We start from the raw sequence: 21302 nt of genomic DNA on the forward strand, positions 1-21302 counted from the left end.
CGGGCTACTACCCCCCACCTGCGGGTTCAGGCGGCGGCGGAGTACGACTCGGCGATGCCCCCCGCCGCCGTGCGCAGGATGTCGACCAGGCGCGGCAGCTCGCGGGCCCGGCGGGACGCCAGCACGATGCCCAGCGCGGCGATGGCCCGGCCCTCCACCAGCACCGGGGCGGCGGCCGAGCAGGAGCCCAAGGTCATCTCCTCGTACGTGAGCGCGTATCCCTGGGCGCGGACCGTGGACAGCTCGCGGGCCAGCCGGCCGGGCTCGGTGATGGTGTGCGGGGTGGGCCGCTCCAGCTCGCGCGCCAGATAGGCGCGGACGAACCAGTCGGGCTCGTAGGCCAGCAGCGCCTTGCCCACCCCGGTCGGGTGCATCGGCAGCCGCCCGCCCGCCCTGGACACGATCGGCACCGCCCGCCGCCCGTACACCTTGTCGACGTACAGCACCTCCAGGCCCTCGCGGACGGCCAGGTGGACGTTCTCGCCGGTGCCGGCGAACACCTCCTGCAGCCACGGGTGCGCCAGGTCCTGCAACCGGCCGGGCGCGAGCTGCCCCAGCTCCCACAGCCGCAGCCCCACGCTCAGCCGCCCGTCGGGGCCGCGGCCGAGCGCCTGCCACCGCTCCAGCTCGCCCACCAGCCGGTGCGCCGTCGTCAGCGGCACCCCGCTGCGCGCCGCCACCTCGGTGAGCGTCAGCCGCGGGTGCGCGGCGTCGAACGCGCCGAGGATCGCCAGGACCTTCGACGTCACGCTCCTGCCCGGCTCCCGTGCTCCACCTGCCATGCGCCCATCCTCGCAGGATTCTTCCGCTCAGTGGAAGCGCCCCCTCGATCCGCGGGGCGGGAAGGCAGGATGCTTTCCGCATGCGGACTCAGGTAGGGATCATCGGAGCCGGGCCCGCCGGCCTGCTTCTGTCTCACCTGCTCCACCTGCGCGGCATCTCCTCGGTGGTGCTGGAGAGGCGTAGCCGCGACTACGTCGAGCGGCGCGTCCGCGCCGGGGTGCTGGAGCAGGGCACGGTGGACACGCTCGTCGAGGCGGGCGTCGGCGGGCGGATGCTCCGGGAGGGGCTGCCGCACCACGGCATCGAGCTCAGGTACGGCGGCGCGGGACACCGCGTCCCGTTCGAGAAGCTGGTGCCCGGCCGGGCCATCACCGTGTACGGGCAGCAGGAAGTGGTCAAGGACCTCATCGCCGCCAGGCTGGAGGCGGGCGGCGACATCCGGTTCGAGGTCGAGGACGTGGCGCTGCACTCCCTGGAGGACCGGCCCTACCTGACCTTCGGCGGCGAACGGCTCGACTGCGACGTGATCGCCGGCTGCGACGGCTTCCACGGCGTGTCCAGACCGGCCGTGCCCGAGGGCGTGCTGACCGCGTACGAGCGCGAGTACCCGTTCGCCTGGCTCGGCATCCTCGCCAACGTCGCGCCCTCGTCCGAAGAGCTCATCTACGCGCGCAACGAACGCGGCTTCGCCCTGCACAGCATGCGCTCACCCACGGTCAGCCGCTTCTATCTGCAGGTGCCGCCGGACGCCGACGTCGACGACTGGCCCGACGGGCGCGTCTGGGACGAGCTGAAGGCCCGCCTGGAGACCGTGCCGGGCTTCACCCTCACCACCGGTGAGATCGTGGAGAAGGGCGTCACGCCGATGCGCTCCTTCGTCGTGGAGCCCATGCAGTACGGCAGGCTCTACCTGGCCGGCGACGCCGCCCACATCGTGCCGCCCACCGGCGCCAAGGGCCTCAACCTGGCCGTCGCCGACGTGCGCGTGCTGACCGAGGCGCTGGCGGCGTACTTCGAGGACGGCTCGGCCGAACTGCTCGACGGCTACTCCGCCGCCTGCCTCAAGCGGGTCTGGCGGGCCCAGCACTTCTCCTGGTGGATGACGACGCTGCTGCACACGTTCGACTCCGACGACGCCTACGGGCGGCGGCTGCAGCTCTCCTACCTGGACTACGTGACCTCGTCCGAGGCGGCGGCGACCACCTTGGCGGAGAACTACGTCGGCTACGAATGGTGACCGAAGGACAGACCATGACTCATCCGCCCTACCTGTATCCCGGCTACCAGAGCACCGTGCTGCGCGCCCCGTCGCGGCCCCCGGTGGCGTTCAAGGCCGACCCCGACGCGATCGAGCTGAGCAGCCCCGTCTTCGGGCACGACGAGGTCGGCTCCCTGGACGCCGACCTGACCCGGCAGCACGCCGGCGAGCCGATCGGTGAGCGGATCATCGTCACCGGCCGCATCCTGGACGACGGCGGACGCCCGGTCCGCGGCACGCTCGTGGAGGTCTGGCAGGCCAACTCCGCCGGACGGTACGCGCACGCGGGCGACCAGCACCCGGCCCCGCTCGACCCGAACTTCACCGGCGCCGGCCGCTGCCTCACCGACGACGAGGGCCGCTACCGGTTCGTCACGATCAAGCCGGGCGCGTACCCCTGGCGTAACCACCCGAACGCCTGGCGGCCCGCCCACATCCACTTCTCGGTGTTCGGCACCGCCTTCACCCAGCGGCTCGTCACCCAGATGTACTTCCCCGGCGACCCGCTCATGCCGTTCGACCCGATCATGCAGTCCATCCCGGACGAGGCGGCCCGCCAGCGGCTCGTGTCCTCGTACGCGCACGACGTCACCCAGCCCGAGTGGGCGCTCGGCTACACCTTCGACGTCGTCCTCGGCCGTACCCCCATGGAGTCCTGATGCCCGCGACCCCCTCGCAGACCGTCGGCCCCTTCTTCGCGCACGCGCTCCCGTACGAGCACGACTGGGAGCTCGTCCCCGAGCGGCACCCGGAGGCGATCACGCTCACCGGCCGCGTCTGGGACGGCGCCGGCGAGCCGGTCCCGGACGCGCTGCTGGAGCTGTGGCTCGGCCGCACCGGCGACCGGGGCGCGCTCCGCCGCGGCGACGGCGGCGTGTCCGGATTCGGCCGCTGCGCCACCGATCCCGACGGCCGCTACCGCTTTCGAACCATCCGTCCCTCCGGGCCGTACCTCTCCTTGCAGATCTTCGCCCGCGGCCTGCTGCGCTCCGTCCTGACCCGCGTGTACCTGGAGGACCTTCCTGACCCGCTGCTGGACGGACTCGACCCGGCCAGGCGTGCGACACTCCTCGCCACGGGGAAGGGGGACACCTACGAGTTCGACGTACGCCTGCAGGGCGAAGGGGAGACGGTGTTCCTTGACTTCTGACGACACCCCCGACAGCGCATCGGGGGGTTCCGGTCCTGCCTCCGGGGGCTCCGGTCGCGCGGCAGCGGGCGCGTCCCGAGGTTCTGGTGCTGCTTCCGGGGGTTTCGGCGGTGCGGCAGCGGGCGCGTCCGGGGGTTCTGGTGCTGCCTCCTGGGGGATCGCCGCCGTCGCGGGCGGCTCCGGAGAGGGTTCCGGGGCGCTCGATAGCGGGCTCCTGGCGCCGGTGCGTGCGGGCGTCCGCGTCGAGGAGTTGACGTCCGACCAGGCTTGGGTACGGGCGATGCTGGACGCCGAGGCGGCCTTGACCCGAGCGCAGGCGCGGGCGGGTCTGGTGCCGGAGGAGGCGGCGGCGCTGATCGGCCGCGCGGCGGCGGAACTGGACGTGGACGTGCCCGCCCTGGCCCGACGCGCCCGCCGGTCGGCCAACCCCGTCGTGCCGCTGGTGTCCGACCTGCGCGAGGCCGCCGGCGCGGCGGCCTCCCACGTGCACCTGGGCGCCACCAGCCAGGACATCCTGGACACCGCCGCGATGCTGGTCGCCCGCCGGGCATCCGAAGCCATCCTCGCCGACCTCGACGCCGTCGCGGCGTCCCTGGCCGGCCTGGCGGAGCGGCACCGCACCACGGTGATGGCCGCCCGCACGCTGGGCCAGCAGGCCGTCCCCACCACCTTCGGCCTGAAGGCGGCCACCTGGCTGGCAGGCGTCCTGCGCGCCCGCGACCGCCTGGCGGCCGTCCCCCTCCCCGCCCAGCTCGGCGGGGCCGCCGGCACCCTCTCCGCCCTCACCGAAGCCACCGAAGGCGCTTCCGCGAGGGCGCAGTCTTCCGAAGGAGCGGGAGCCGCAGAGACACCCTCTCCCACTCCACACCAGCCCGGCGAAGGTCGTACGCGTGAAGGGCGGGCGGCCTCTGGCGTCGGTGGACACCCGCCTTCGGCAGGGGAACGGGCCCTGCGCGTCGTCGAGTTGTTCGCCCAGGAGACCGGGCTGGTCGCGCCCGAGATTCCGTGGCACGCCGAACGGTCGGTCGTCGCCGACCTGGGCGCGGCGCTGGCCGGGGTGTCGACGGCGCTCGGCAAGATCGCCGCCGACGTCGTGCTCATGTCCCAGACCGAGGTCGGCGAGGTCGCCGAGGCGTCACCGGGCGGCTCGTCCGCCATGCCGCACAAGCGCAACCCCGCCCTGTCCGTCCTGATCCGCGCCGCCTCGCTCCAGGTCCCCGTCTACGCGCAGGCGCTGGCCCAGGTGGGGGAGCACGAACGCGCGGCGGGCGCCTGGCAGGCCGAGTGGAGCCCGCTCCGCGAGTGCCTGCGGCTGACCGGCGGCGCCGCGGAGACCGCCGCGGAACTGACCGCCGGCCTCCAGGTCTTCCCGGGCCAGATGCGCGCCAACGCCGGGCTCACCGGCGGCCGCATCGTCTCCGAACGCCTGGCCGCCCACCTCGGCCGGGACGCGCTCACCCAGACGCTCCGCCGGGACGGCCCCCTCGACGCCCCCGCCGACCTGCTGGACCCGTCCGGTTACCTGGGCGCGGCCCCGGCCCTCACCGACCGAGTCCTGGCCGCGTACCGAGACAGAGAAGGACACCAGTGAAGCTCCATCATCGCGTCGACGGCCCCGCCGGCGGGCCGCTGCTCGTGCTCGGCCCGTCGCTGGGCACCACCTTGGACGTCTGGAAGCCCCAGCTGCCGGCGCTGACCGACCGGTGGCGGGTGCTGCGGTACGACCTGCCGGGTCACGGCGGCTCGCCCGCGGCCGGCGGGTTCACGCTCGACGACCTGGCCCTGGCCGTGCTCGACCTGGTGGACGAGCCGTACTTCGCCATCGGCGGGATCTCGGTAGGCGGCGCGGTCGCCGCGACCGCCGCGCTCAGGGCACCGGAGCGGGTGCGGAGCCTGATCATGTGCTGCTCGTCCGCCAGGTTCGGCGAGCCGGGCCCGTGGCGGGAGCGGGCGGCACAGGTACGGAACGCGGGCGTGCGGTCGCTCGGGCCCGTGCTGGCCTCACGCTGGTTCACCGACGGGTACGACGGAGGCTGGGTCATCGACATGCTCGGCCAGGTCGACGACGAGTCCTACGCCGCCTGCTGTGAGGCGCTGGCCGGTTACGACCTGCGGGCCGGGCTGCCGGAGATCGCCGCGCCCGCGCTGATCGTGGCGGGGGCCGACGACCCGGCGACGCCGCTGGAGCACGCGCTCACCCTGACCACCGGCATCCCGGGCGCCCTGCTCGCGGCCATCCCGGCGGCCTCGCACCTGGCGACCGTCCAGCGTCCGGTCCCGGCGACGGCCGCGATCCTGCGCCACCTCTCCGACACCTGGCCGGCGGGCGCGGGCAAGGCCGCGGGGGAGAGCCGGGCCGACGGGATGCGGACCCGGCGCGAGGTGCTCGGCGGCGCGCACGTCGACCGGGCCAACGCCGCCATCACCGACTTCACCCGCGACTTCCAGGATTTCATCACCCGCTACGCCTGGGACGAGATCTGGAACCGTCCCGGCCTCGACCGGCGCGCCCGCAGCGTCGTCACGCTCACCGCGCTGGTGGCGCGCGGTCACATGGAAGAGCTCGCGATGCACGTACGGGCGGCTCTGCGGAACGGGCTCACCCGTGAAGAGATCAAGGAGGTGCTGCTGCAGACCGCCGTCTACTGCGGGGTACCGGCGGCCAACTCGGCCTTCGCGGTGGCGCAGCGCACGCTCGCGGACATCGACGCCGAAGGGTAAAGGGGTTTTGGGGTGGTTTATGGTTTAAAGGTGCATTTCGAGGATGGGTGGGCGGCTGCGCCCCTGCAGTGGGTGATGGGGGAGCTGGGCCAGGACCAGCTCGCCAGGATGGCCACCGACCCCGCGCTGGTCGCCGCGGTGGACCAGCACGCCGCGATCCTGCGGGACACGATCCCGCTCGACCCCGAGATCCTGGGCGACTACGTGCTGGGCTTCCTGGACGGACTGCGCGAGTGGGGCTGGTTCTACGACGGCCTGCCCGACCCCCCGGCGCTCCGCCTGACGGCCGCGTGCTGGCTCGCCCACCGGCACGGCTTCCTCACCGGCGACCTCCCCGCCTAGGCCGTCCGCGGGACCGTCATGCCCGCGCCGGCAGCTTGTCCAGCGGCTCGTTCCGGTACAGGCGCCCGATGGCATCGGCCAGGAGCGGCGCCACCGAGCACACATCAAGCGGCATTCCCGAGTCGGGCCGCTGTGCGACGGTGTCGGTGACCAGGATCCGCCGGATCATGGCACGGCCGAGGCGCTCGGCCGCCGATGCCACGAACAACCCGTGCGTCGCCACCACCACGATCTCCGGCGCGGCACCGTGGCCGGCCACCACCTCCGCGGCAGCTTCGATAGTGCCGCCCGTACTGATCATGTCGTCGACGATGACCACCGGACGATCCCGTACATCCCCCACCAGTTCCTCGGCGACCACACGTGTCCCGCTCAGCCTGGTCTTGCGCACCACCGCCACAGGACACGACAGCAGAGCGCCGTAATGCTCCGCCAGCTTGACCGCGCCGAGATCAGGCGCCACCACCACGGCCTCGTCCGGCACCTGCTCACCCAGCACGCGGGCGAGGGACGGCACGGCCGTCAGCATCTCCACCGGAACAGCGCAGATCGCCTCCAGCGCGGTCGTGTGCGGATCCGTCACGATCAGACGCCGCATCCCGGCCGACGCGAGCGCGTCCGCGACGACGCGGATTCCGATCGCCTGCCCGGACCGGCCACGACGGTCCTGACGGGCGTACCCGAAGTACGGCATGACCGCGGTGATCTGCGCCGCGCCCGCCCGACGGCAGGCGTCGATCAGCAACAGCGACTCCATCACGTGCTCGTTGACCGGCGGGCTCGTGGGTTGGACCAGATAGACGTCCGCACCCCGCATCCCGCCCACGACGGGCCGGAGCTCTCCGTCCGGAAATCGCTCCACCGCCGCGGAGACCGGCGCGATGCCGAGAATCCCGGCCACGGAGCCGGCCAGCGCGTGGTTGGCCGTTCCCGCCACGATCTGCAGTGTCATCGGTGTGGTCCACTTCCGCTTATGGCGGGGCGCCTACCCCTCGCTCCCCTCGCTCCCCTCGCTCCTCCTCCGGCCCAGGCCGGCCGCGAGCAGCAGCTCGTGGGCGAGTCGTGCGGCCCGCTCCGCATGCGGCTGCCCGGGCTCCTCCACCGGAGGGCTCTCCAGGCCGCGGGCCAGGGCCAGACTCGCCTCCGCCAACGCCTGGAGCTGCTGGTCGACTTTGTCGGCCCGGGCCCTGAGAGCGTTCAGCTCGGCCTCGAGCGCATGCGTTCGTTCTTCTGAAGAAACCACGTCAGGCTGGGGCTCGGACATCTGACCCACCTCCCAGGAAGCGCTCGCTCTGCTTTCCCCCTGCCCAGGGTCGGCGCGGTGTCACAGCGTCCAGACCTCCTTACCGCCTGTTGGTGATGCGGAGGGGTCGGTGGGCGGGATCTCGAACCGCCCGCCCGCCTCTGCCATGAGCTCGTTCAGCCTTCGGGTGCGGGTCCGTCGCCTGTGACCAGCACGGCCCCCGGTGAACGCGGGGTCGCGGCCGGGCCGAGTCGGCCCGGCCGCCCCTGCATCGTCCCGGAGGTCGGCGGGAGTCAGGGCTCCCGGATGTCCGGCCGGGTGGAGCCGACCGTCCCGGTGCCGGTCTGCGGCGTGATCCGCTGCTCCGACGTGCCGCGCTCGGCCATCTCCTCGGGCGTCATGGCACGGGCGTGCTCACGCCCCTGCTGGTACGCCTCCGCGTGCGCCCTGGCCTGCGGCGCCTCCTCCTCGATCCGGCTGAGCCAGCGTTCCCACCGCTGCTGCATGGGCCGCACGAGCCCGCCGCCGACGCCGATGGCCGCGATCGCGCCCACTGTGGCGAGCGCCGCGATCAGGACCGGGGTGGTGACCGCCGTGGCCACGCCGATCTGGTTGAGCGCGGCGATGATCCCCAGCGCCCAGATGAACACTTCCGCGGCCACGGCCAGCAGGCGGCCGTAGGACAGCCCGCCGAGCGCGCCCCTGATGATGTCGCCGACGGCCTTCGCGATCGCGCCGGCCACCACGATGATCACGATGGCCACGATCGCCATGGGCAGCCACGCCACCACGGCGTTCAGCAGCGCGGAGATCGGGTTCGGCCCGAACACGCTGAACGCGATCTGCAGGGTGACCAGGATGATCGCATAGAAGACGATCCTGGCGAGCAGGCTGCTCGCGTCGTACTGGCTGCGCTCCAGCCACCTCTGCACGCCACTGCGCTGGACGGCCCGGTCGAACCCGACCCGCTCCAGAACCTTGTCGACGACCTTCTCCAGCAGCTTCGCCACGATCCAGCCGATGATGAGTATGACCAGGAACGCGATGAGTCTTGGTACGAATGTCGCGATCATTCGCCAGGCATCGGATATGCCCTGGCCTATGTTGATGTCCACGGTTTCCCCCTCCGAGGAGCCAATGTCAGCGCGCTACCCGCTCGGAGTGGCTATATGCACGCAGCGTGACGCAATCTGCGCAGAAGCGGCCAAATGGTAAACGGAGCGTGATGATGGACGCCCTTGAGGTCAAGACCGCTCGATGATTCGCCCTGGACCGGTGCAACGAGAAAGCCCCAGACCCGGCGGGTGCCAGAATCTGGGGCTTTGTGGGGTGGACGATACTGGGATTGAACCAGTGACCTCTTCCGTGTCAGGGAAGCGCTCTCCCGCTGAGCTAATCGTCCGTATTGAGTTGTCACTCAGAGCGGAAGACGGGATTCGAACCCGCGACCCTCACCTTGGCAAGGTGATGCTCTACCCCTGAGCCACTTCCGCATGGCACTGCTCTTACCTTAGCGGATCTCGTGAGATCCGCCGAACCTGCCGAGGTGGAGACGGGATTTGAACCCGTGTAGACGGCTTTGCAGGCCGCTGCCTCGCCTCTCGGCCACTCCACCAGGAGTTGAACTCCGAGCGGAAGACGGGATTCGAACCCGCGACCCTCACCTTGGCAAGGTGATGCTCTACCCCTGAGCCACTTCCGCGTGTCTCCGGCGCCAGCCGGTTACGAAGAAAACCATATCGCTTTCCGGGAGTGCCCGTGTCCATGGAGCACCTCCCGGGGCGAAAATCAGCGGACGAGGCGGACGTCCTCCGCCTTGACGAACGCGACGCGGTGGCCGAGCTGGATCTGGTGGTAGCGCTGCCTGCCCCTCACGGTGACGTGGCTCGCGGGCTTGTATCCGGCCGCATGGTACGAACCGGTCAGGGTGTCGCCGACCGTGTACGCCTCGCCGGGGCCGATCCGGTACGGGAGCGCGACGTGAGGCTGGTAGGCGACTCCCGTGCCGCGATAGGCCGACTTCTCCGGGTAGGCGCGCCCGTACACCTTGACGTCCGGTCCGCGCGGGACCACCACGGGGCCGCGGGCGCGGACGGCGGTCGGGTGCTCGTGCGGGTCGTGGAACCAGGCGCGGCGGCCGAGATACCAGATGGCCGTCCAGTCGCCGCGCCGCCCGGCCACCGCGAACCGCTGCCCGGCGGAGGCGCGGGCGCTGTGGTCGTAGACGCTGTACGTGCTGGGCTCGCCGACGCGCTTGCCGATGTCGTCCACCAGCGGCGCGTCGTGGCGGGGCGCCGTGTGCAGCCACACCGCGGACGCGCCGTGCGGCGGGCACGGCCGGTCGGGCTTGGCGCTCTTGCAGCCGGTGAAACGCGGCCGGTGCTCGTCGTACTCCGGCAGGATCAGGACGGATCCCCCACGCCCGGGCCGTTCCCGCACAACCCTGCCGAACCCGACCCCATCACGCACGACCGAGCTTGCGGCGGTCTGGTCGCGCATGGAGGTCTGGTCGCGCACGACCGGGCCGCTCTGACCATGCACGACCGCGTCCGCTGTGGCCTGATCAAGCCCGATGGTGTCGGCGGCGGTCTGATCACGCGCGGCCGGATCCGCGGCGGGCCGGTCATGCGCGGCTAGGTCTGCAGGGGTGTGGTGGTCCGCGGCGGGCCGGTCATGCGCGGCTAGGTCTGCAGGGGTGTGGTGGTGCGTGGCAGGGTCCGCGGTGGTCTGGTCATGTGCGGCCGGATCCGCAGGGGTGCGGTGGTGCGTGGCAGGGTCCGTGGCGGTCCCGTCGTGCGCGGCCGGATCTCCAGCGGTGTGGTGGCACATGGCGGGGTCCGTGGCGGTTCGGTCATGCGCGGCTAGGTCTGCAGCGGTGGGGTGGTGCGTGGCACGGTCCGCGGTGGTCTGGTCATGCGCGGTCGGATCTCCAGCGGTGTGGTGACGCATGGCGGGGTCCGCGGCGGTCCGGCCATGTGCGGCAGGATCCGCAGGGGTGTGGTGGTCCGCGGCGGTTCCGTCGTGCGCGGTCGGGTCCGCGGCGGTGTGGTGCATGGGCAGGTCTGCGGTGGTGTGGTCGCGTATGGCTGGGGCCGCCGGAGGCTGGGCGTGGGAGGGACTGGTGGTGTCGGGGTGGTCTGGTTCTTCGCCGTACGAGGTGGCGGGCTCGTCGGTGGTTGCCTTCCTCAGGGTGTCGAGTCGCCGGGGGCGCTTGTCGAAGGGGGCGTCGAGCAGGTCGAAGTAGTGGGCCCAGTCCCAGTAGGGGCCGGGGTCCTCGTGCATGGTGGCGAGGGTGTCCGGGGTGGTGCCGGGGACGTTGTCGTGGCCCAGGATGTGGGCCCGGTCGAGCGGGATGTCGTGCTCGGCGGCCAGGTGGCGGACCAGCCGGGCCGAGGCGCGGTACATGGCCTCGGTGTACCAGGTGCCACCCCTGGCCAGGTAGCCCTCGTGCTCGATGCCGACCGAGCGGGTGTTGACGTCCCAGTTGCCGGCGTGCCAGGCGATGTCGCGGGTCTTCACGTGCTGGGCGATCTGGCCGTCGCGGGAGCGGATCGTGTAGTGCCAGCTCACGTACTCCGGGTCGCGGATCAGGCGTGGGATGCCCCGGAAGGGGCCCTCGGTGTCGTGGATGACGATGTAGTCGATTCGGCGGGGGCGGCTCATGCGGTCGTGGTTGCCGTAGTCCTGCTCGCCGGTCCTGGCGTACGCGGCGGGCATCCATCGGCACTCCAGCGACGGCGGGCACTCGGCCCCGTCCCCCGGATCGGTCGGACGGACGGGGGAGCGGAGCGCCGGGTGCGCGGGCAGCCGGACCAGGGAGCCGTCGTCCGCCCGTCGGGCCGCGCCGTCGCGGATCACCCGCAGCACCTCGTCGGCGAACGCGGGCGAGCCCGAGTAGCGGGCGACCGCGGCGTGCCAGCGGGCCGGGTCGGCGCTGGGCACGCCCTGGTAGGACGCGAGCAGGGCGGCGCCGGCCCGGATGTTCGCGGCGGCGTCCCTGCGCAGCCGCTCGACGCTGACCCCCGTCAACCGCGCGGCCTCCCCAAGAGTCGCCCCCCAGTCGCCTCCGGACGAGGCCGCTTCGCCCGCGGTCGCGCCCCGATCGCCGCTTCCGGTCCGCGCCGCTTCGCCCGCGGTCGCGCCCCGATCGCCGCTTCCGGTCCGCGCCGCTTCGCCCGCGGTCGCGCCCCGATCGCCGCTTCCGGTCCGCGCCGCTTCGCCCGCGGTCGCGCCCTGGCCGCCGCTTCCGGACCGCGCCGCCTCGCCGAGGGTCGCGCCCCGATCGCCGCTTCCAGGGCGCGCCGCCTCTCGCCGATCGCCGCTTCCGGTCCGCGCCGCCTCTTTCGAGGTCGCTCGCGGGGAGCCGGATGCCGGCCGGGTGGTCTCGTGGGGTGTCGTCCCCTTGCCTTCCGCCGGGCCCGTCGCGGGTTCGCCCCGGGGATCCAGGTGCGGGCGGGGGCGGGCGGAGTCGCCGCGGGCGTCGCCGTGCTGGTGGCCCGGTGCGGCGGAGCGGGGGAGGGGGCCGTGCGGCCGGCCGCCGGAGCGGGGGCCGGCGCCCGTGATGAGCGCGGGGTCCAGCAGGTGCATGGGGCCGTAACCGCCCGCCGTGGAGGGCTCGCCCGCGTGCGCGTCCCAGCGCGACTGCAGGTACGACACGCCCAGGAGCACGCTGACCGGCACCCCGTACTCCCTGGCCGCCGAGGCGAAGTCGTCCTGGCGTCCCCCCGGCTGGCCGGCCAGGACGGCGGCGGCGACGGCGACCTGCAACAGCATGACGGACCTCCACGCGACGGTACGACGCGAACACTGTGCGTCACCATTCCCGCGCCCGCATGGGATCTACCTAAAGCCGCACACCTGATTGGGAGAAGCTGAGCCCTCGTCCGAGCTGATTCTGCCCGAAATCGGGCAGGATGTTGGCGTGTCTCGTTCCATCTGCGTAATGTCCTCGTCTGTGTCTACGGCGCGGCATCCCTACGAGGACCTCATCGTCCACCTCACCCGGACGAGCCCGCTCGGGCCCGGCGAGGCGGCGCGCGTGGTGGCCGACGTGCTGTCGTACTTCTCCGAGCCCTCGGAGGAGTTCGTCCGGCGTCGCCACGGGGAGTTGCAGGCCCGTGGCTTCACCAACGATGAGATCTTTCCCAGGATCGCCGCCGAGCTGAGGGCCCGCCGGGTGGCGGCGCCCGAGCTGTCGCTGCGGCAACTGCGCCGGATCGTCTACGGATAGGAGACTCGGATGTGCGGAATCGTCGCGTACGTGGGGCCGAAGGACGCGGCACCCATCCTGCTCGAAGGGCTGCAGCGGCTGGAGTACCGCGGCTACGACTCGGCCGGGATCGTCGTCTCCAGCAAAGGACTCAAGGTCCGCAAGGTCAAGGGCAGGGTCGCCGACCTGGCCAAGGTGGTGCCGGCCAGGTTCAAGGGCGCTCTCGGCATCGGCCACACCCGGTGGGCGACGCACGGCGTGCCCAGCGACGAGAACGCGCATCCGCACCTGTCGGGCGATGAGCGCATCGCGGTGGTGCACAACGGCATCATCGAGAACGCCGGGGAGCTGCGGGCCAAGCTCGTCGCCGACGGCGTGGAGTTCCGGTCCGAGACCGACACCGAGGTGCTCGCCCATGTGATCGCCGCCGCCGTCGACGAGAACGACTCCCTTGAGGAGGCCGTACGCAAGTCGCTCAAGAGCGTCGTCGGCACGTACGGGATCGCGGTGATCGACGCCGAGCGGCCGGGCGAGGTGGTCGTGGCCCGCAACGGCAGCCCGATCGTGCTCGGCATCGGCGAGAAGGAGATGTTCGCCGCCTCCGACGTGGCCGCGCTCGTCCGCTACACCCGCCAGGTGGTCCACCTGGAGGACGGCGAGCTGGCCGTGCTGCGCGCCGACGGGTTCCACACCTTCGCCAGCGACGCCCGCGAGACCGCCAAGGAGCCGCTGACCGTCGACTGGGACGCCGGTCACTACGACACCGGCGGCTACGAGCACTACCTGCTCAAGGAGATCTCCGAGCAGCCCGAGACCACCGCCCGCACGATGAGCGGCCGCCTGGACGAGCGCTTCAACGTGGCCCACCTGGGCGGGCTCAACATGAACGCCCGCGAGACCCGCTCCTTCCGCCGGGTGAAGGTCATCGGCTGCGGTTCGGCGTACTACTCCGGCCAGATCGGCGCCCAGTTGATCGAGGAGCTGGCCCGCATCCCGGCCGACGCCGAGCCCGCCAGCGAGTTCCGCTACCGCAACCCCGTCGTCGAGCAGGACACGCTCTACGTCGCCATCAGCCAGTCAGGCGAGACCTACGACACGCTCGCCGCCGTGCAGGAGCTCAAGCGCAAGGGCGGCCGGGTGATCGGCATCGTCAACGCGGTCGGCAGCGCCATCGCCCGCGAAGTCGACGGCGGCGTCTACCTGCACGCGGGCCCCGAGGTGTCGGTGGCCTCGACCAAGGCGTTCACCTCGACCGCGGTCGCGTTCGCGCTGCTCGCCCTGCACCTGGGCCGGGTGCGCGACCTGTCGCCGGCCGACGGCCGGCGCATCTGCGAGGGCCTGCGCAGGCTGCCGGGCCAGATCGAGGAGATCCTCACCCAGGGCGACAAGATCGCCGAGCTGGCGCAGAAGTACGCCAAGCACGCGAGCATGATGTTCGTCGGCCGGGTCCGCGGCTATCCGGTGGCCCGCGAGGGCGCCCAGAAGCTCAAGGAGATCTCGTACGTGCACGCCGAGGCCTATCCGGCCAGCGAGCTCAAGCACGGCCCGCTCGCGCTGATCGGCCCGGAGATGCCGACGGTGGCGGTCGTCCCCGACGACGAGCTGCTCGACAAGAACCTCACCACGCTCGGCGAGATCCGCGCCCGCGGCGGCAGCGTGCTGATGGTCGGCCACCGCGAGCCGGACACCAAGCTGGCCGAGGACTGCATCGTGGTGCCCAAGAACGAGATCGAGCTGGACCCGATCCTGCTCACGATCCCGCTCCAGCTGCTGGCCTACCACGCCGCGGTGGCCCTCGGCAGGGACGTGGACAAGCCGCGCAACCTGGCCAAGAGTGTCACGGTGGAATAGCGGCAAGAGGGGGTTAGCAAATCCTTACCGTTCGGCTGGGTCATAGTCGGAATCCGGCCGGTGTCGCCCCGGGAGGGGAGCGCCTAGGGTCGAAAATGTGCCCCAGTCCGACCCCGACACTCCCAATCTCGCCCGAATGTACGACTACCTGCTCGGCGGCAAGGACAACTTCGCGGTCGACCGCGAGGCCCTGGACCGGCTGGCGGACCTGATACCGGAGGCGGTGCCGCAGGCGCGCGCCGCCAGGGAGTTCCTCCAGCGTGCGGTCCGCTACGCCGCCGCGCAGGGCGTCACCCAGTTCCTGGACGTGGGCAGCGGCCTGCCCACCCAGGGCAACGTGCACGAGGTGGTCCCGGACGCCAGGGTCGTCTACGTCGACCACGACCCGGTGGTGGCCGCGCACGGCCGCGAACTGCTGGAGGAGCAGGCCGGAGCTGTCTTCGTGGAGGCCGACCTGCTCGACCCCGCGCGGATGCTCGACGGCGCCGCCGGCTTCCTCGACCCGGCCAGGCCGGTCGGGGTGCTGCTGGTGTCGGTGCTCCACTTCGTGCCCGACAGCATGAACCCGCACGCCGTGGTCGCCCTCCTGCGGGAGGCGCTGGCGCCGGGCAGCCACCTGGCCATCGCGCACGCCACCTCGTCGGGCGACGCCCCGGCGGGCGGCACCGGCAGGGGACCGGAGGAGATCCAGGCGTTCTTCGGTGACTTCGTCATGATCGAGCCCGGTCTGGTGCAGGCCCACGAGTGGCGGCCCGACCGGCCACGCCTGGTCGGCGCCACACGGCTGCCGCTGCTGGCCGGGATGGCCTGGAAACCTTAGTAGGTGATATCCGGCATGTGTAACTCTGCGTGATCTGTAAATAACCTGAAGTGGACACTTCGGGGGAGGCGGGTCATGCGGCGCAGGCGGTTCCTCGTGACAGGCCTGGGAATGGCCGCCTGCTTGGCCGGCTGCGGTGACCGTCACGCCGGACGCGCGCCCGGCGCGTACGAGATCCTCGGCGGCGGCGAGCGCTGGAGCCGCGTCGCCGAGGCGTTCACCCAGGTGGCCCGCGGAGCCGGCTACCCGGTCGGCGGGGCCGGGCCGGTCACCACGATCACCATCACCGGGCTGCCCGCGCTCGCCGCCGCCGAGCTGAACGCGGCCGAGTCGCCCCTGCACGGCACCACCCCGCTGGCCCGGCTGGCCGGCGAGGTCGAGGTGGTGCTGGTGCCGCGCGACTCGGGTCTGGCCACCTTCGACGCGTTCGGCGCCCGCCTGCGCGCCGACCCCACGGGCACCCCGCTCGCCGGCGGGCCGCAGGGCGCCCCCGACCACCTGCTGTTCGGGCTCATCGCGCGCGGGCTCGGCGCCGACACCCGGCAGGTGGACTACACCGGCTACCCCGGCATCTCCGAGGTCGCCACCGCGCTGCTCGCCGGCCGCGCCGTCGCCGCGACGGGCCCGCTCGCCGGCTGGCGCCCGTACATCGACCGGGGCCGGGTCCGGGTGCTGGCCGTGTCCTGTGCCGAGCGGTTCCCCGGGCTGGACGCGCCCAGCCTGCTGGAGCTCGGGGTCCGGGTGGACTTCGCGAGCTGGTGCGCCGCCGTCGGGCCCGGCGGCATGCCGCAGGAGAGCCGGGAGGCGGCCATCGGCATGTGCGAGGAGGTGACCGGCTCGCCCGGTTGGCAGCGTACCTGCCGGGAGGGCGACTGGACGCCGATCCCGCTGGCCGGCGACCGCTTCGCCGCCTGGGTCGTCTCCGAGGTCCGCCGCACCAAGGCCGTGCTCCGCGATCTCGGCCTCCTCGAAAGCGGCAAGGGCACAACATGATGTGGCGGTTGCGAAAGCAGCCACTAGATGTAGGATCTCGATCGTTCGCCGGTTCGCCCCCGCCCGGGGCGGAGCAAAAGGGAACCCGGTGCGATTCCGGGGCTGCCCCGCAGCGGTGAGCGGGAACGACCGCCGTCAACGAGCACTGGAAAGATCCGGGAAGCGACGGCCAGTAGGAGAGTGCGAGACGCCCGCGAGCCCGAAGACCTGCCGGCGATGGACCATGTCCAGGGCCTCGAGGGAGGGCCCGGGGGCCTAGCGGCGTGCGCCGCCGTGCTCTCGCGCGCCCTCACGGGGATGAGCTCGCGAGGAGAGAGCACGTGACACAGATCGTCGAGGGTGATCGGCGCCTGGCCATCGAGGAGGCCGCCGCCCGGGTGATCGCCGACCCGGCGAACTCGCGGGTGGCCGCCGGGCTGCTCGCCGAGGAGATCGCCGACGAGGCGGCCGCGCACGGGGTGCGGTCGTTCTCCGGCTCGATCGCCGCCACCCACGCGGCGGGGCTGATCCAGGACGGCCTGGCGGAGTTCGTCGCCGCGCACGCCGCCGAGCTGGACGCGCTCGTCTCGGACGCCGCCGACGAGCGGTTCGAGTACTTCGGGCTGCGCACCGTCTACGACCGCTACCTGCTGCGCCACCCGGTCACCCGGACCGTGCTGGAGCGGCCCCAGCACTTCTTCCTGCGGGTCGCCTGCGGGCTGTCGGAGACCGTCGCGGAGGCCGCCGAGCTCTACCGGCTGATGGCGACGCTGTCCTACCTGCCCAGCTCGCCGACCCTGTTCAACGCGGGCGCGCGCCGCCCGCAGCTCTCGTCGTGCTTCCTGCTCGACTCGCCGCGCGACGAGCTGGAGGCGATCTACGACCGGTACGCGCAGGTCGCCCGGCTGTCGAAGTACGCGGGCGGCATCGGCATCTCGTGGACCCGGGTGCGCTCACGTGGCTCGCTCATCCGGGGCACCAACGGCCACTCCAACGGCATCGTGCCGTGGCTGCGCACCCTGGACGCCTCCGTTGCGGCGGTCAACCAGGGCGGCCGGCGCAAGGGCGCGGCCTGCGTCTACCTGGAGACCTGGCACGCCGACATCGAGGAGTTCCTGGAGCTGCGCGACAATACCGGCGAGGACGCCCGCCGCACCCACAACCTCAACCTGGCCAACTGGGTGCCGGACGAGTTCATGCGCCGCGTCGAGGCCGGTGAGGACTGGTCGCTGTTCGACCCCAAGGACGTCCCCGACCTGCCCGACCTGCACGGCGAGGCGTTCACCCGCGCCTACCGGGCCTACGAGGCCGAGGGCCGGCACACCCGGCGGATCCCGGCCAGGACCCTGTACGGGCGGATGATGCGGACGCTCGCGCAGACCGGCAACGGCTGGATGACGTTCAAGGACACGGCCAACCGCACCTCCAACCAGACCGCCCGGCCGGAGAACGTCATCCACCTGTCCAACCTGTGCACCGAGATCCTGGAGGTCACCAGCGACGCCGAGACCGCGGTGTGCAACCTCGGCTCGGTCAACCTCGCCGCCCACCTGGACGGGCGCGACGGCCTCGACTGGGAGCGGCTGCGCGCCACCGTCCGGACGGCCGTGCGCTTCCTGGACCGCACCATCGACCTCGGCTTCTACCCGACGCCCGAGGCCGGGGCGGCCAACCGGCGCTGGCGGCCGATCGGGCTCGGCGTGATGGGGCTGGCCGACGTGTTCTTCGCGCTCCGCCTCCCGTTCGACTCGCCCCGGGCGCTGGAGCTGTCCACCCGCATCGCCGAGGAGATCGCGCTGGCGGCCTACGACACCTCGGCCGACCTGGCCGCCGAACGCGGGCGGCATCCCTCGTACGACGACACCCGCGCCGCGGCGGGCGTGCTGCACCCCGACCACTACGCCGCCGCCGGCTCGCCGCGCTGGGACGCGCTCCGCGAGAAGATCGCCGCCACCGGGCTGCGCAACTCGCTCATGATCGCCATCGCGCCGACGGCCACCATCGCGTCCATCGCCGGCTGCTACGAGTGCATCGAGCCGCAGGTGTCCAACGTGTTCAAGCGCGAGACGCTGTCCGGCGAGTTCCTCCAGGTCAACCGCTATCTGGTGGCCGACCTGCGGGAACGCGGGCTGTGGACGCAGGCGACGCGCGACGGGCTGAAGCGCGCCGACGGGTCCGTGCAGCACCTGCCGGGCATCCCCGACGACCTCAAGCTGCTCTACCGCACCGCCTGGGAGCTGCCGCAGAAGGCGCTCATCGACCTGGCCGCCGCCCGCCAGCCGTACGTCGACCAGGGCCAGTCGCTCAACCTGTTCATGGCCGCCCCCACCATCGGCAAGCTCTCGTCGATGTACGCCTACGCGTGGAAGCAGGGCCTGAAGACCACCTACTACCTGCGTTCCCGCCCGGCCACCCGCATCGCGCAGACCACCGTCCAGCCGGCCGCCGCCGTCGAGCAGGTGGCCTGCTCGCTGGAGAACCCCGACGTCTGCGAAGCCTGCCAGTAAGGAGATCCCCTCATGCTTCTCGACCCCGGAATGGACCTCACCCTGCGCCCGATGCGCTACCCGGACTTCTACGAGCGCTACCGGGCCGCCATCCGCAACACCTGGACGGTGGAGGAGGTCGACCTGCACTCCGACGTGGCCGACCTGGCAAAGATGACCGCCCAGGAACGGCACCTGATCAACCGGCTGGTCGCGTTCTTCGCCACCGGTGACTCGATCGTCGCCAACAACCTGGTGCTCAACCTCTACCAGCACGTCAACGCCCCCGAGGCCCGGCTCTACCTGAGCAGGCAGCTGTTCGAGGAGGCGGTGCACGTGCAGTTCTACCTGACGCTGCTCGACACCTACCTGCCCGACCCGGACGAGCGGGTCAAGGCGTTCGCCGCGATCGAGCACATCCCGTCGATCCGCGACAAGGCCGAGTTCTGCTTCCGGTGGATCGACTCCATCGGCGACCTGCGGAGCCTGGAGAACGCGGGCGACCGGCGGCGGTTCCTGCTCAACCTCATCTGCTTCGCCGCCTGCATCGAGGGCCTGTTCTTCTACGGCGCCTTCGCGTACGTGTACTGGTTCCGCTCCCGCGGCCTGCTCAGCGGGCTGGCCACCGGGACGAACTGGGTGTTCCGCGACGAGTCCATGCACATGGAGTTCGCGTTCAGCGTCGTCGACACCGTCCGGGCGGAGGAGCCCGAGCTGTTCGACGAGGAGCTGGGCGAGCAGGTCGGCCGCATGCTGGAGGAGGCGGTCGCCGCCGAGCTGGCCTTCGCCCGCGACCTGTGCGGCGACGGCATGCCCGGGATGTCCGCCGAGCAGATGCGCGCCTACCTGGAGTACGTCGCCGACCAGCGGCTGGTCAGGCTGGGCATGCCCCGCCGCTACGGCACCGAGAACCCGTTCGCCTTCATGGAGCTCCAGGACGTGCAGGAGCTGGCCAACTTCTTCGAACGCCGGGTGTCCGCTTATCAGGTGGCGGTTGAGGGCAATGTGAGTTTTGACGAGAACTTCTGAATCTTCGGGGGGTCGCTCACGTGCAGTTCTCCAGCGCCTGGCTGAACCTGGCCGGCGCGATGATCGGGGCGGTCATCGTCCTGGAGCTGACCCGGCAGGTGCTCCTCAGGGTCGGGCGCAAGTGGACCTTCAGCAGCCGCCTGGTCAAGCACTGCCACTGGCCGGTGGTGACGACCGTCCTGCTGATGACGTTCAACATCATGTTCTACCCGCTGATGATCGGCCCTGAGCCGCAGCAGCGGGCGTTCGGCGAGTCCGTCGAGCGGGTCGTCACGCTGCTCATCATCGGCGCGGCGACCTGGCTGATCATCCAGGCGACGTACGCGTTCACGGACGTCGCCCTGGAGCGCCTGGACCTCGTGGAGGGGGAGCGCAACCGGCGGGCCCGCCGCATCAAGACGCAGATCACGCTGGTGCGCCGGGCCGCCACCGCGACCGTCGTGGTGATCGCGTTCGGCGCGATGCTGTTCACCTTCCCGCAGGTGCGGGCGCTGGGCGCGGGTCTGCTCGCGTCCGCGGGCATCGCCGGCGCGGTCGTCGGCATCGCCGCCCAGCCGACGCTCGGCAACATGCTCGCCGGGCTGCAGCTCGCCTTCAGCGACGCGCTGCGCCTGGACGACGTCGTCGTGGTGCAGGAGGAATGGGGCAGGATCGAGGAGCTCACGCTCACCTACGTCGTGGTGCGGCTGTGGGACGAGCGGCGCCTGGTCCTGCCGGTCTCCTACTTCACGCAGACCCCGTTCGAGAACTGGACCCGGCACGGCAGCCGGGTCCTCGCCGTCGTCTACCTGCGCGTCGACTGGTCGGTACCGGTCGAGAAGCTGCGTGAGGAGCTCTACCGCTACCTGCAGACCAACCCGCTGTGGGACCAGAAGGACTGGACCCTCCAGGTCACCGACATCCAGCTGAACGGCCTGGTCGAGCTGCGCGCGCTGATGAGCGCCGCGGACTCGGCCTCCGCCTGGGATCTCAAGTGCGACGTGCGCGAGCATCTCATCACGTACGTGCGCGAGAACCACCCCGAGGCCATGCCCCGCTTCCGCGTCGAGTCGCCCGAGACCCGCGCGGGCGTCCCCTGGCCCGGCGCACCCGGCTCGCCGTAAAACCGCTGGCGCTCCGGCCGATCATCGGTCTAGCGTTGACAGCGTCAAGACCGAGGAGAAAGGGGGCGAGCAGTGACCGGCCTGAAGCGCGAACCGCTTCCCCCGTCTCCCGGCGCCTGCCCGGCATCCGGCTGACCCGACCCGGCCGCCGGGGTTCACAGGCGGTTCTTCACCACCCGGGTGTGGGGCAGCTTGGCAGCCCGCCTGCCTTGGGAGCAGGAGCGTCGCAGGTTCGAATCCTGCCACTCGGACACCGGCCCTGAAAGAAGAGGGCCGCGGGCACTGATCTGGACCGGCGGGAGTGGCGACCCCCGGCCGGACACGGCCCTCCGCCC

The 21302-nt window shown here is 71.9% G+C and carries 18 protein-coding genes, 5 tRNA genes and 1 riboswitch; of the genes, 14 read left to right on the forward strand and 9 right to left on the reverse strand.

All coding sequences use genetic code 11. The features are described from left to right. Positions 1 to 26 precede the first annotated feature (26 nt). Positions 27 to 782, reverse strand: a complete 756-nt coding sequence (locus FR742_RS09785) for an IclR family transcriptional regulator (RefSeq protein ID WP_148030657.1) — start codon at positions 780 to 782, stop codon at positions 27 to 29. Positions 783 to 862: 80 nt separating this feature from the next. On the opposite strand from FR742_RS09785, the gene FR742_RS09790 reads away from it, so the two are divergent. From FR742_RS09790 to FR742_RS09815, 6 genes are all read left to right on the forward strand, one after another. Continuing rightward, positions 863 to 2020 carry a 4-hydroxybenzoate 3-monooxygenase gene (locus FR742_RS09790; RefSeq protein ID WP_148030658.1) on the forward strand — a complete coding sequence of 386 codons (1158 nt, stop codon included), beginning with the start codon at positions 863 to 865 and terminating at the stop codon, positions 2018 to 2020. Between the two features lie 14 nt (positions 2021 to 2034). After that, the gene (gene pcaH / locus FR742_RS09795) at positions 2035 to 2700 is read left to right on the forward strand and encodes a protocatechuate 3,4-dioxygenase subunit beta (RefSeq protein ID WP_148030659.1); all 666 of its coding nucleotides are present in this window, start codon (positions 2035 to 2037) and stop codon (positions 2698 to 2700) included. Beyond that, positions 2700 to 3191 (forward strand): protocatechuate 3,4-dioxygenase subunit alpha, encoded by a 492-nt coding sequence (locus FR742_RS09800; protein WP_148030660.1) that lies wholly within the window; start codon positions 2700 to 2702, stop codon positions 3189 to 3191. Before pcaH ends, FR742_RS09800 begins: the two co-directional genes overlap by 1 nt. Before the next feature lie 223 nt (positions 3192 to 3414). Further along, entirely contained in the window at positions 3415 to 4782 is a 1368-nt protein-coding gene (locus tag FR742_RS09805) for a lyase family protein (protein WP_261808450.1), read from the forward strand. Next, on the forward strand, positions 4779 to 5912 hold the full coding sequence (gene pcaC / locus FR742_RS09810; protein ID WP_148030662.1) for a 4-carboxymuconolactone decarboxylase: 1134 nt from the start codon (positions 4779 to 4781) through the stop codon (positions 5910 to 5912). Before FR742_RS09805 ends, pcaC begins: the two co-directional genes overlap by 4 nt. 30 nt (positions 5913 to 5942) lie before the next feature. Continuing rightward, positions 5943 to 6254, forward strand: a complete 312-nt coding sequence (locus FR742_RS09815) for a DUF6401 family natural product biosynthesis protein (protein WP_219547587.1) — start codon at positions 5943 to 5945, stop codon at positions 6252 to 6254. A 16-nt stretch (positions 6255 to 6270) separates the two neighbouring features. Here FR742_RS09815 and FR742_RS09820 read toward each other — a convergent pair whose 3' ends face one another. From FR742_RS09820 to FR742_RS45675, 8 genes are all read right to left on the reverse strand, one after another. Next, on the reverse strand, positions 6271 to 7206 hold the full coding sequence (locus FR742_RS09820) for a ribose-phosphate pyrophosphokinase (protein WP_148030663.1): 936 nt from the start codon (positions 7204 to 7206) through the stop codon (positions 6271 to 6273). A 33-nt stretch (positions 7207 to 7239) separates the two neighbouring features. Beyond that, positions 7240 to 7518, reverse strand: a complete 279-nt coding sequence (locus FR742_RS09825) for a hypothetical protein (protein WP_148030664.1) — start codon at positions 7516 to 7518, stop codon at positions 7240 to 7242. Positions 7519 to 7790: 272 nt separating this feature from the next. Next, complete coding sequence (locus FR742_RS09830) at positions 7791 to 8606, reverse strand: mechanosensitive ion channel family protein (protein WP_148034451.1); 816 nt, start codon at positions 8604 to 8606, stop codon at positions 7791 to 7793. A gap of 221 nt (positions 8607 to 8827) precedes the next feature. Then, positions 8828 to 8899: transfer RNA gene (locus FR742_RS09835), tRNA-Val, on the reverse strand. A gap of 19 nt (positions 8900 to 8918) precedes the next feature. Beyond that, a tRNA-Gly gene (locus FR742_RS09840) sits at positions 8919 to 8990 on the reverse strand. 51 nt (positions 8991 to 9041) lie between these two features. Further along, positions 9042 to 9112, reverse strand: a tRNA-Cys gene (locus FR742_RS09845). A gap of 15 nt (positions 9113 to 9127) precedes the next feature. Then, positions 9128 to 9199 (reverse strand) — tRNA-Gly (locus FR742_RS09850). Between the two features lie 86 nt (positions 9200 to 9285). After that, positions 9286 to 12270: an N-acetylmuramoyl-L-alanine amidase gene (locus tag FR742_RS45675; protein WP_261808451.1), complete on the reverse strand. Its 2985-nt coding sequence runs from the start codon at positions 12268 to 12270 to the stop codon at positions 9286 to 9288. A gap of 169 nt (positions 12271 to 12439) precedes the next feature. Between FR742_RS45675 and FR742_RS09860 the strand changes: the two genes are divergently transcribed. From FR742_RS09860 to FR742_RS09895, 8 genes are all read left to right on the forward strand, one after another. Continuing rightward, positions 12440 to 12727, forward strand: a complete 288-nt coding sequence (locus FR742_RS09860) for a hypothetical protein (RefSeq protein ID WP_148030665.1) — start codon at positions 12440 to 12442, stop codon at positions 12725 to 12727. Positions 12728 to 12736: 9 nt separating this feature from the next. After that, positions 12737 to 14557 (forward strand): glutamine--fructose-6-phosphate transaminase (isomerizing), encoded by a 1821-nt coding sequence (gene glmS, locus FR742_RS09865; protein ID WP_148030666.1) that lies wholly within the window; start codon positions 12737 to 12739, stop codon positions 14555 to 14557. 97 nt (positions 14558 to 14654) lie between these two features. Continuing rightward, positions 14655 to 15377, forward strand: coding sequence for an SAM-dependent methyltransferase (locus tag FR742_RS09870; RefSeq protein WP_261808453.1), 723 nt, complete (start codon positions 14655 to 14657; stop codon positions 15375 to 15377). Between the two features lie 75 nt (positions 15378 to 15452). Beyond that, a complete protein-coding gene (locus FR742_RS09875; RefSeq protein WP_148030667.1) occupies positions 15453 to 16370 on the forward strand; it encodes a tripartite tricarboxylate transporter substrate-binding protein in 918 nt (305 codons plus the stop codon). Positions 16371 to 16402: 32 nt separating this feature from the next. Next, positions 16403 to 16600: riboswitch (cobalamin riboswitch) on the forward strand. Positions 16601 to 16690: 90 nt separating this feature from the next. Then, the gene (locus tag FR742_RS09880; RefSeq protein ID WP_222708880.1) at positions 16691 to 18856 is read left to right on the forward strand and encodes a ribonucleoside-diphosphate reductase subunit alpha; all 2166 of its coding nucleotides are present in this window, start codon (positions 16691 to 16693) and stop codon (positions 18854 to 18856) included. A gap of 12 nt (positions 18857 to 18868) precedes the next feature. Beyond that, positions 18869 to 19864: a ribonucleotide-diphosphate reductase subunit beta gene (locus tag FR742_RS09885; protein ID WP_148030669.1), complete on the forward strand. Its 996-nt coding sequence runs from the start codon at positions 18869 to 18871 to the stop codon at positions 19862 to 19864. A gap of 20 nt (positions 19865 to 19884) precedes the next feature. Beyond that, a complete protein-coding gene (locus FR742_RS09890) occupies positions 19885 to 20967 on the forward strand; it encodes a mechanosensitive ion channel family protein (RefSeq protein WP_261808454.1) in 1083 nt (360 codons plus the stop codon). A 176-nt stretch (positions 20968 to 21143) separates the two neighbouring features. Then, positions 21144 to 21218: transfer RNA gene (locus FR742_RS09895), tRNA-Pro, on the forward strand. Positions 21219 to 21302: the final 84 nt, after the last annotated feature.

It is taken from the genome of Nonomuraea sp. C10 (genome assembly GCF_008017515.1).
GTDB classification, from domain to species: Bacteria; Actinomycetota; Actinomycetes; order Streptosporangiales; family Streptosporangiaceae; genus Nonomuraea; species Nonomuraea ferruginea.

Bases quoted from the DNA above. Each gene is read 5' to 3' on its own strand.
- FR742_RS09785 (WP_148030657.1), bottom strand. From the start codon at position 782: ATGGCAGGTGGAGCACGGGAGCCGGGCAGGAGCGTGACGTCGAAGGTC.
- FR742_RS09790 (WP_148030658.1), top strand. From the start codon at position 863: ATGCGGACTCAGGTAGGGATCATCGGAGCCGGGCCCGCCGGCCTGCTT.
- pcaH (WP_148030659.1), top strand. From the start codon at position 2,035: ATGACTCATCCGCCCTACCTGTATCCCGGCTACCAGAGCACCGTGCTG.
- FR742_RS09800 (WP_148030660.1), top strand. From the start codon at position 2,700: ATGCCCGCGACCCCCTCGCAGACCGTCGGCCCCTTCTTCGCGCACGCG.
- FR742_RS09820 (WP_148030663.1), bottom strand. From the start codon at position 7,206: ATGACACTGCAGATCGTGGCGGGAACGGCCAACCACGCGCTGGCCGGC.
- FR742_RS09825 (WP_148030664.1), bottom strand. From the start codon at position 7,518: ATGTCCGAGCCCCAGCCTGACGTGGTTTCTTCAGAAGAACGAACGCAT.
- FR742_RS45675 (WP_261808451.1), bottom strand. From the start codon at position 12,270: ATGCTGTTGCAGGTCGCCGTCGCCGCCGCCGTCCTGGCCGGCCAGCCG.
- FR742_RS09860 (WP_148030665.1), top strand. From the start codon at position 12,440: ATGTCCTCGTCTGTGTCTACGGCGCGGCATCCCTACGAGGACCTCATC.
- glmS (WP_148030666.1), top strand. From the start codon at position 12,737: ATGTGCGGAATCGTCGCGTACGTGGGGCCGAAGGACGCGGCACCCATC.
- FR742_RS09875 (WP_148030667.1), top strand. From the start codon at position 15,453: ATGCGGCGCAGGCGGTTCCTCGTGACAGGCCTGGGAATGGCCGCCTGC.
- FR742_RS09885 (WP_148030669.1), top strand. From the start codon at position 18,869: ATGCTTCTCGACCCCGGAATGGACCTCACCCTGCGCCCGATGCGCTAC.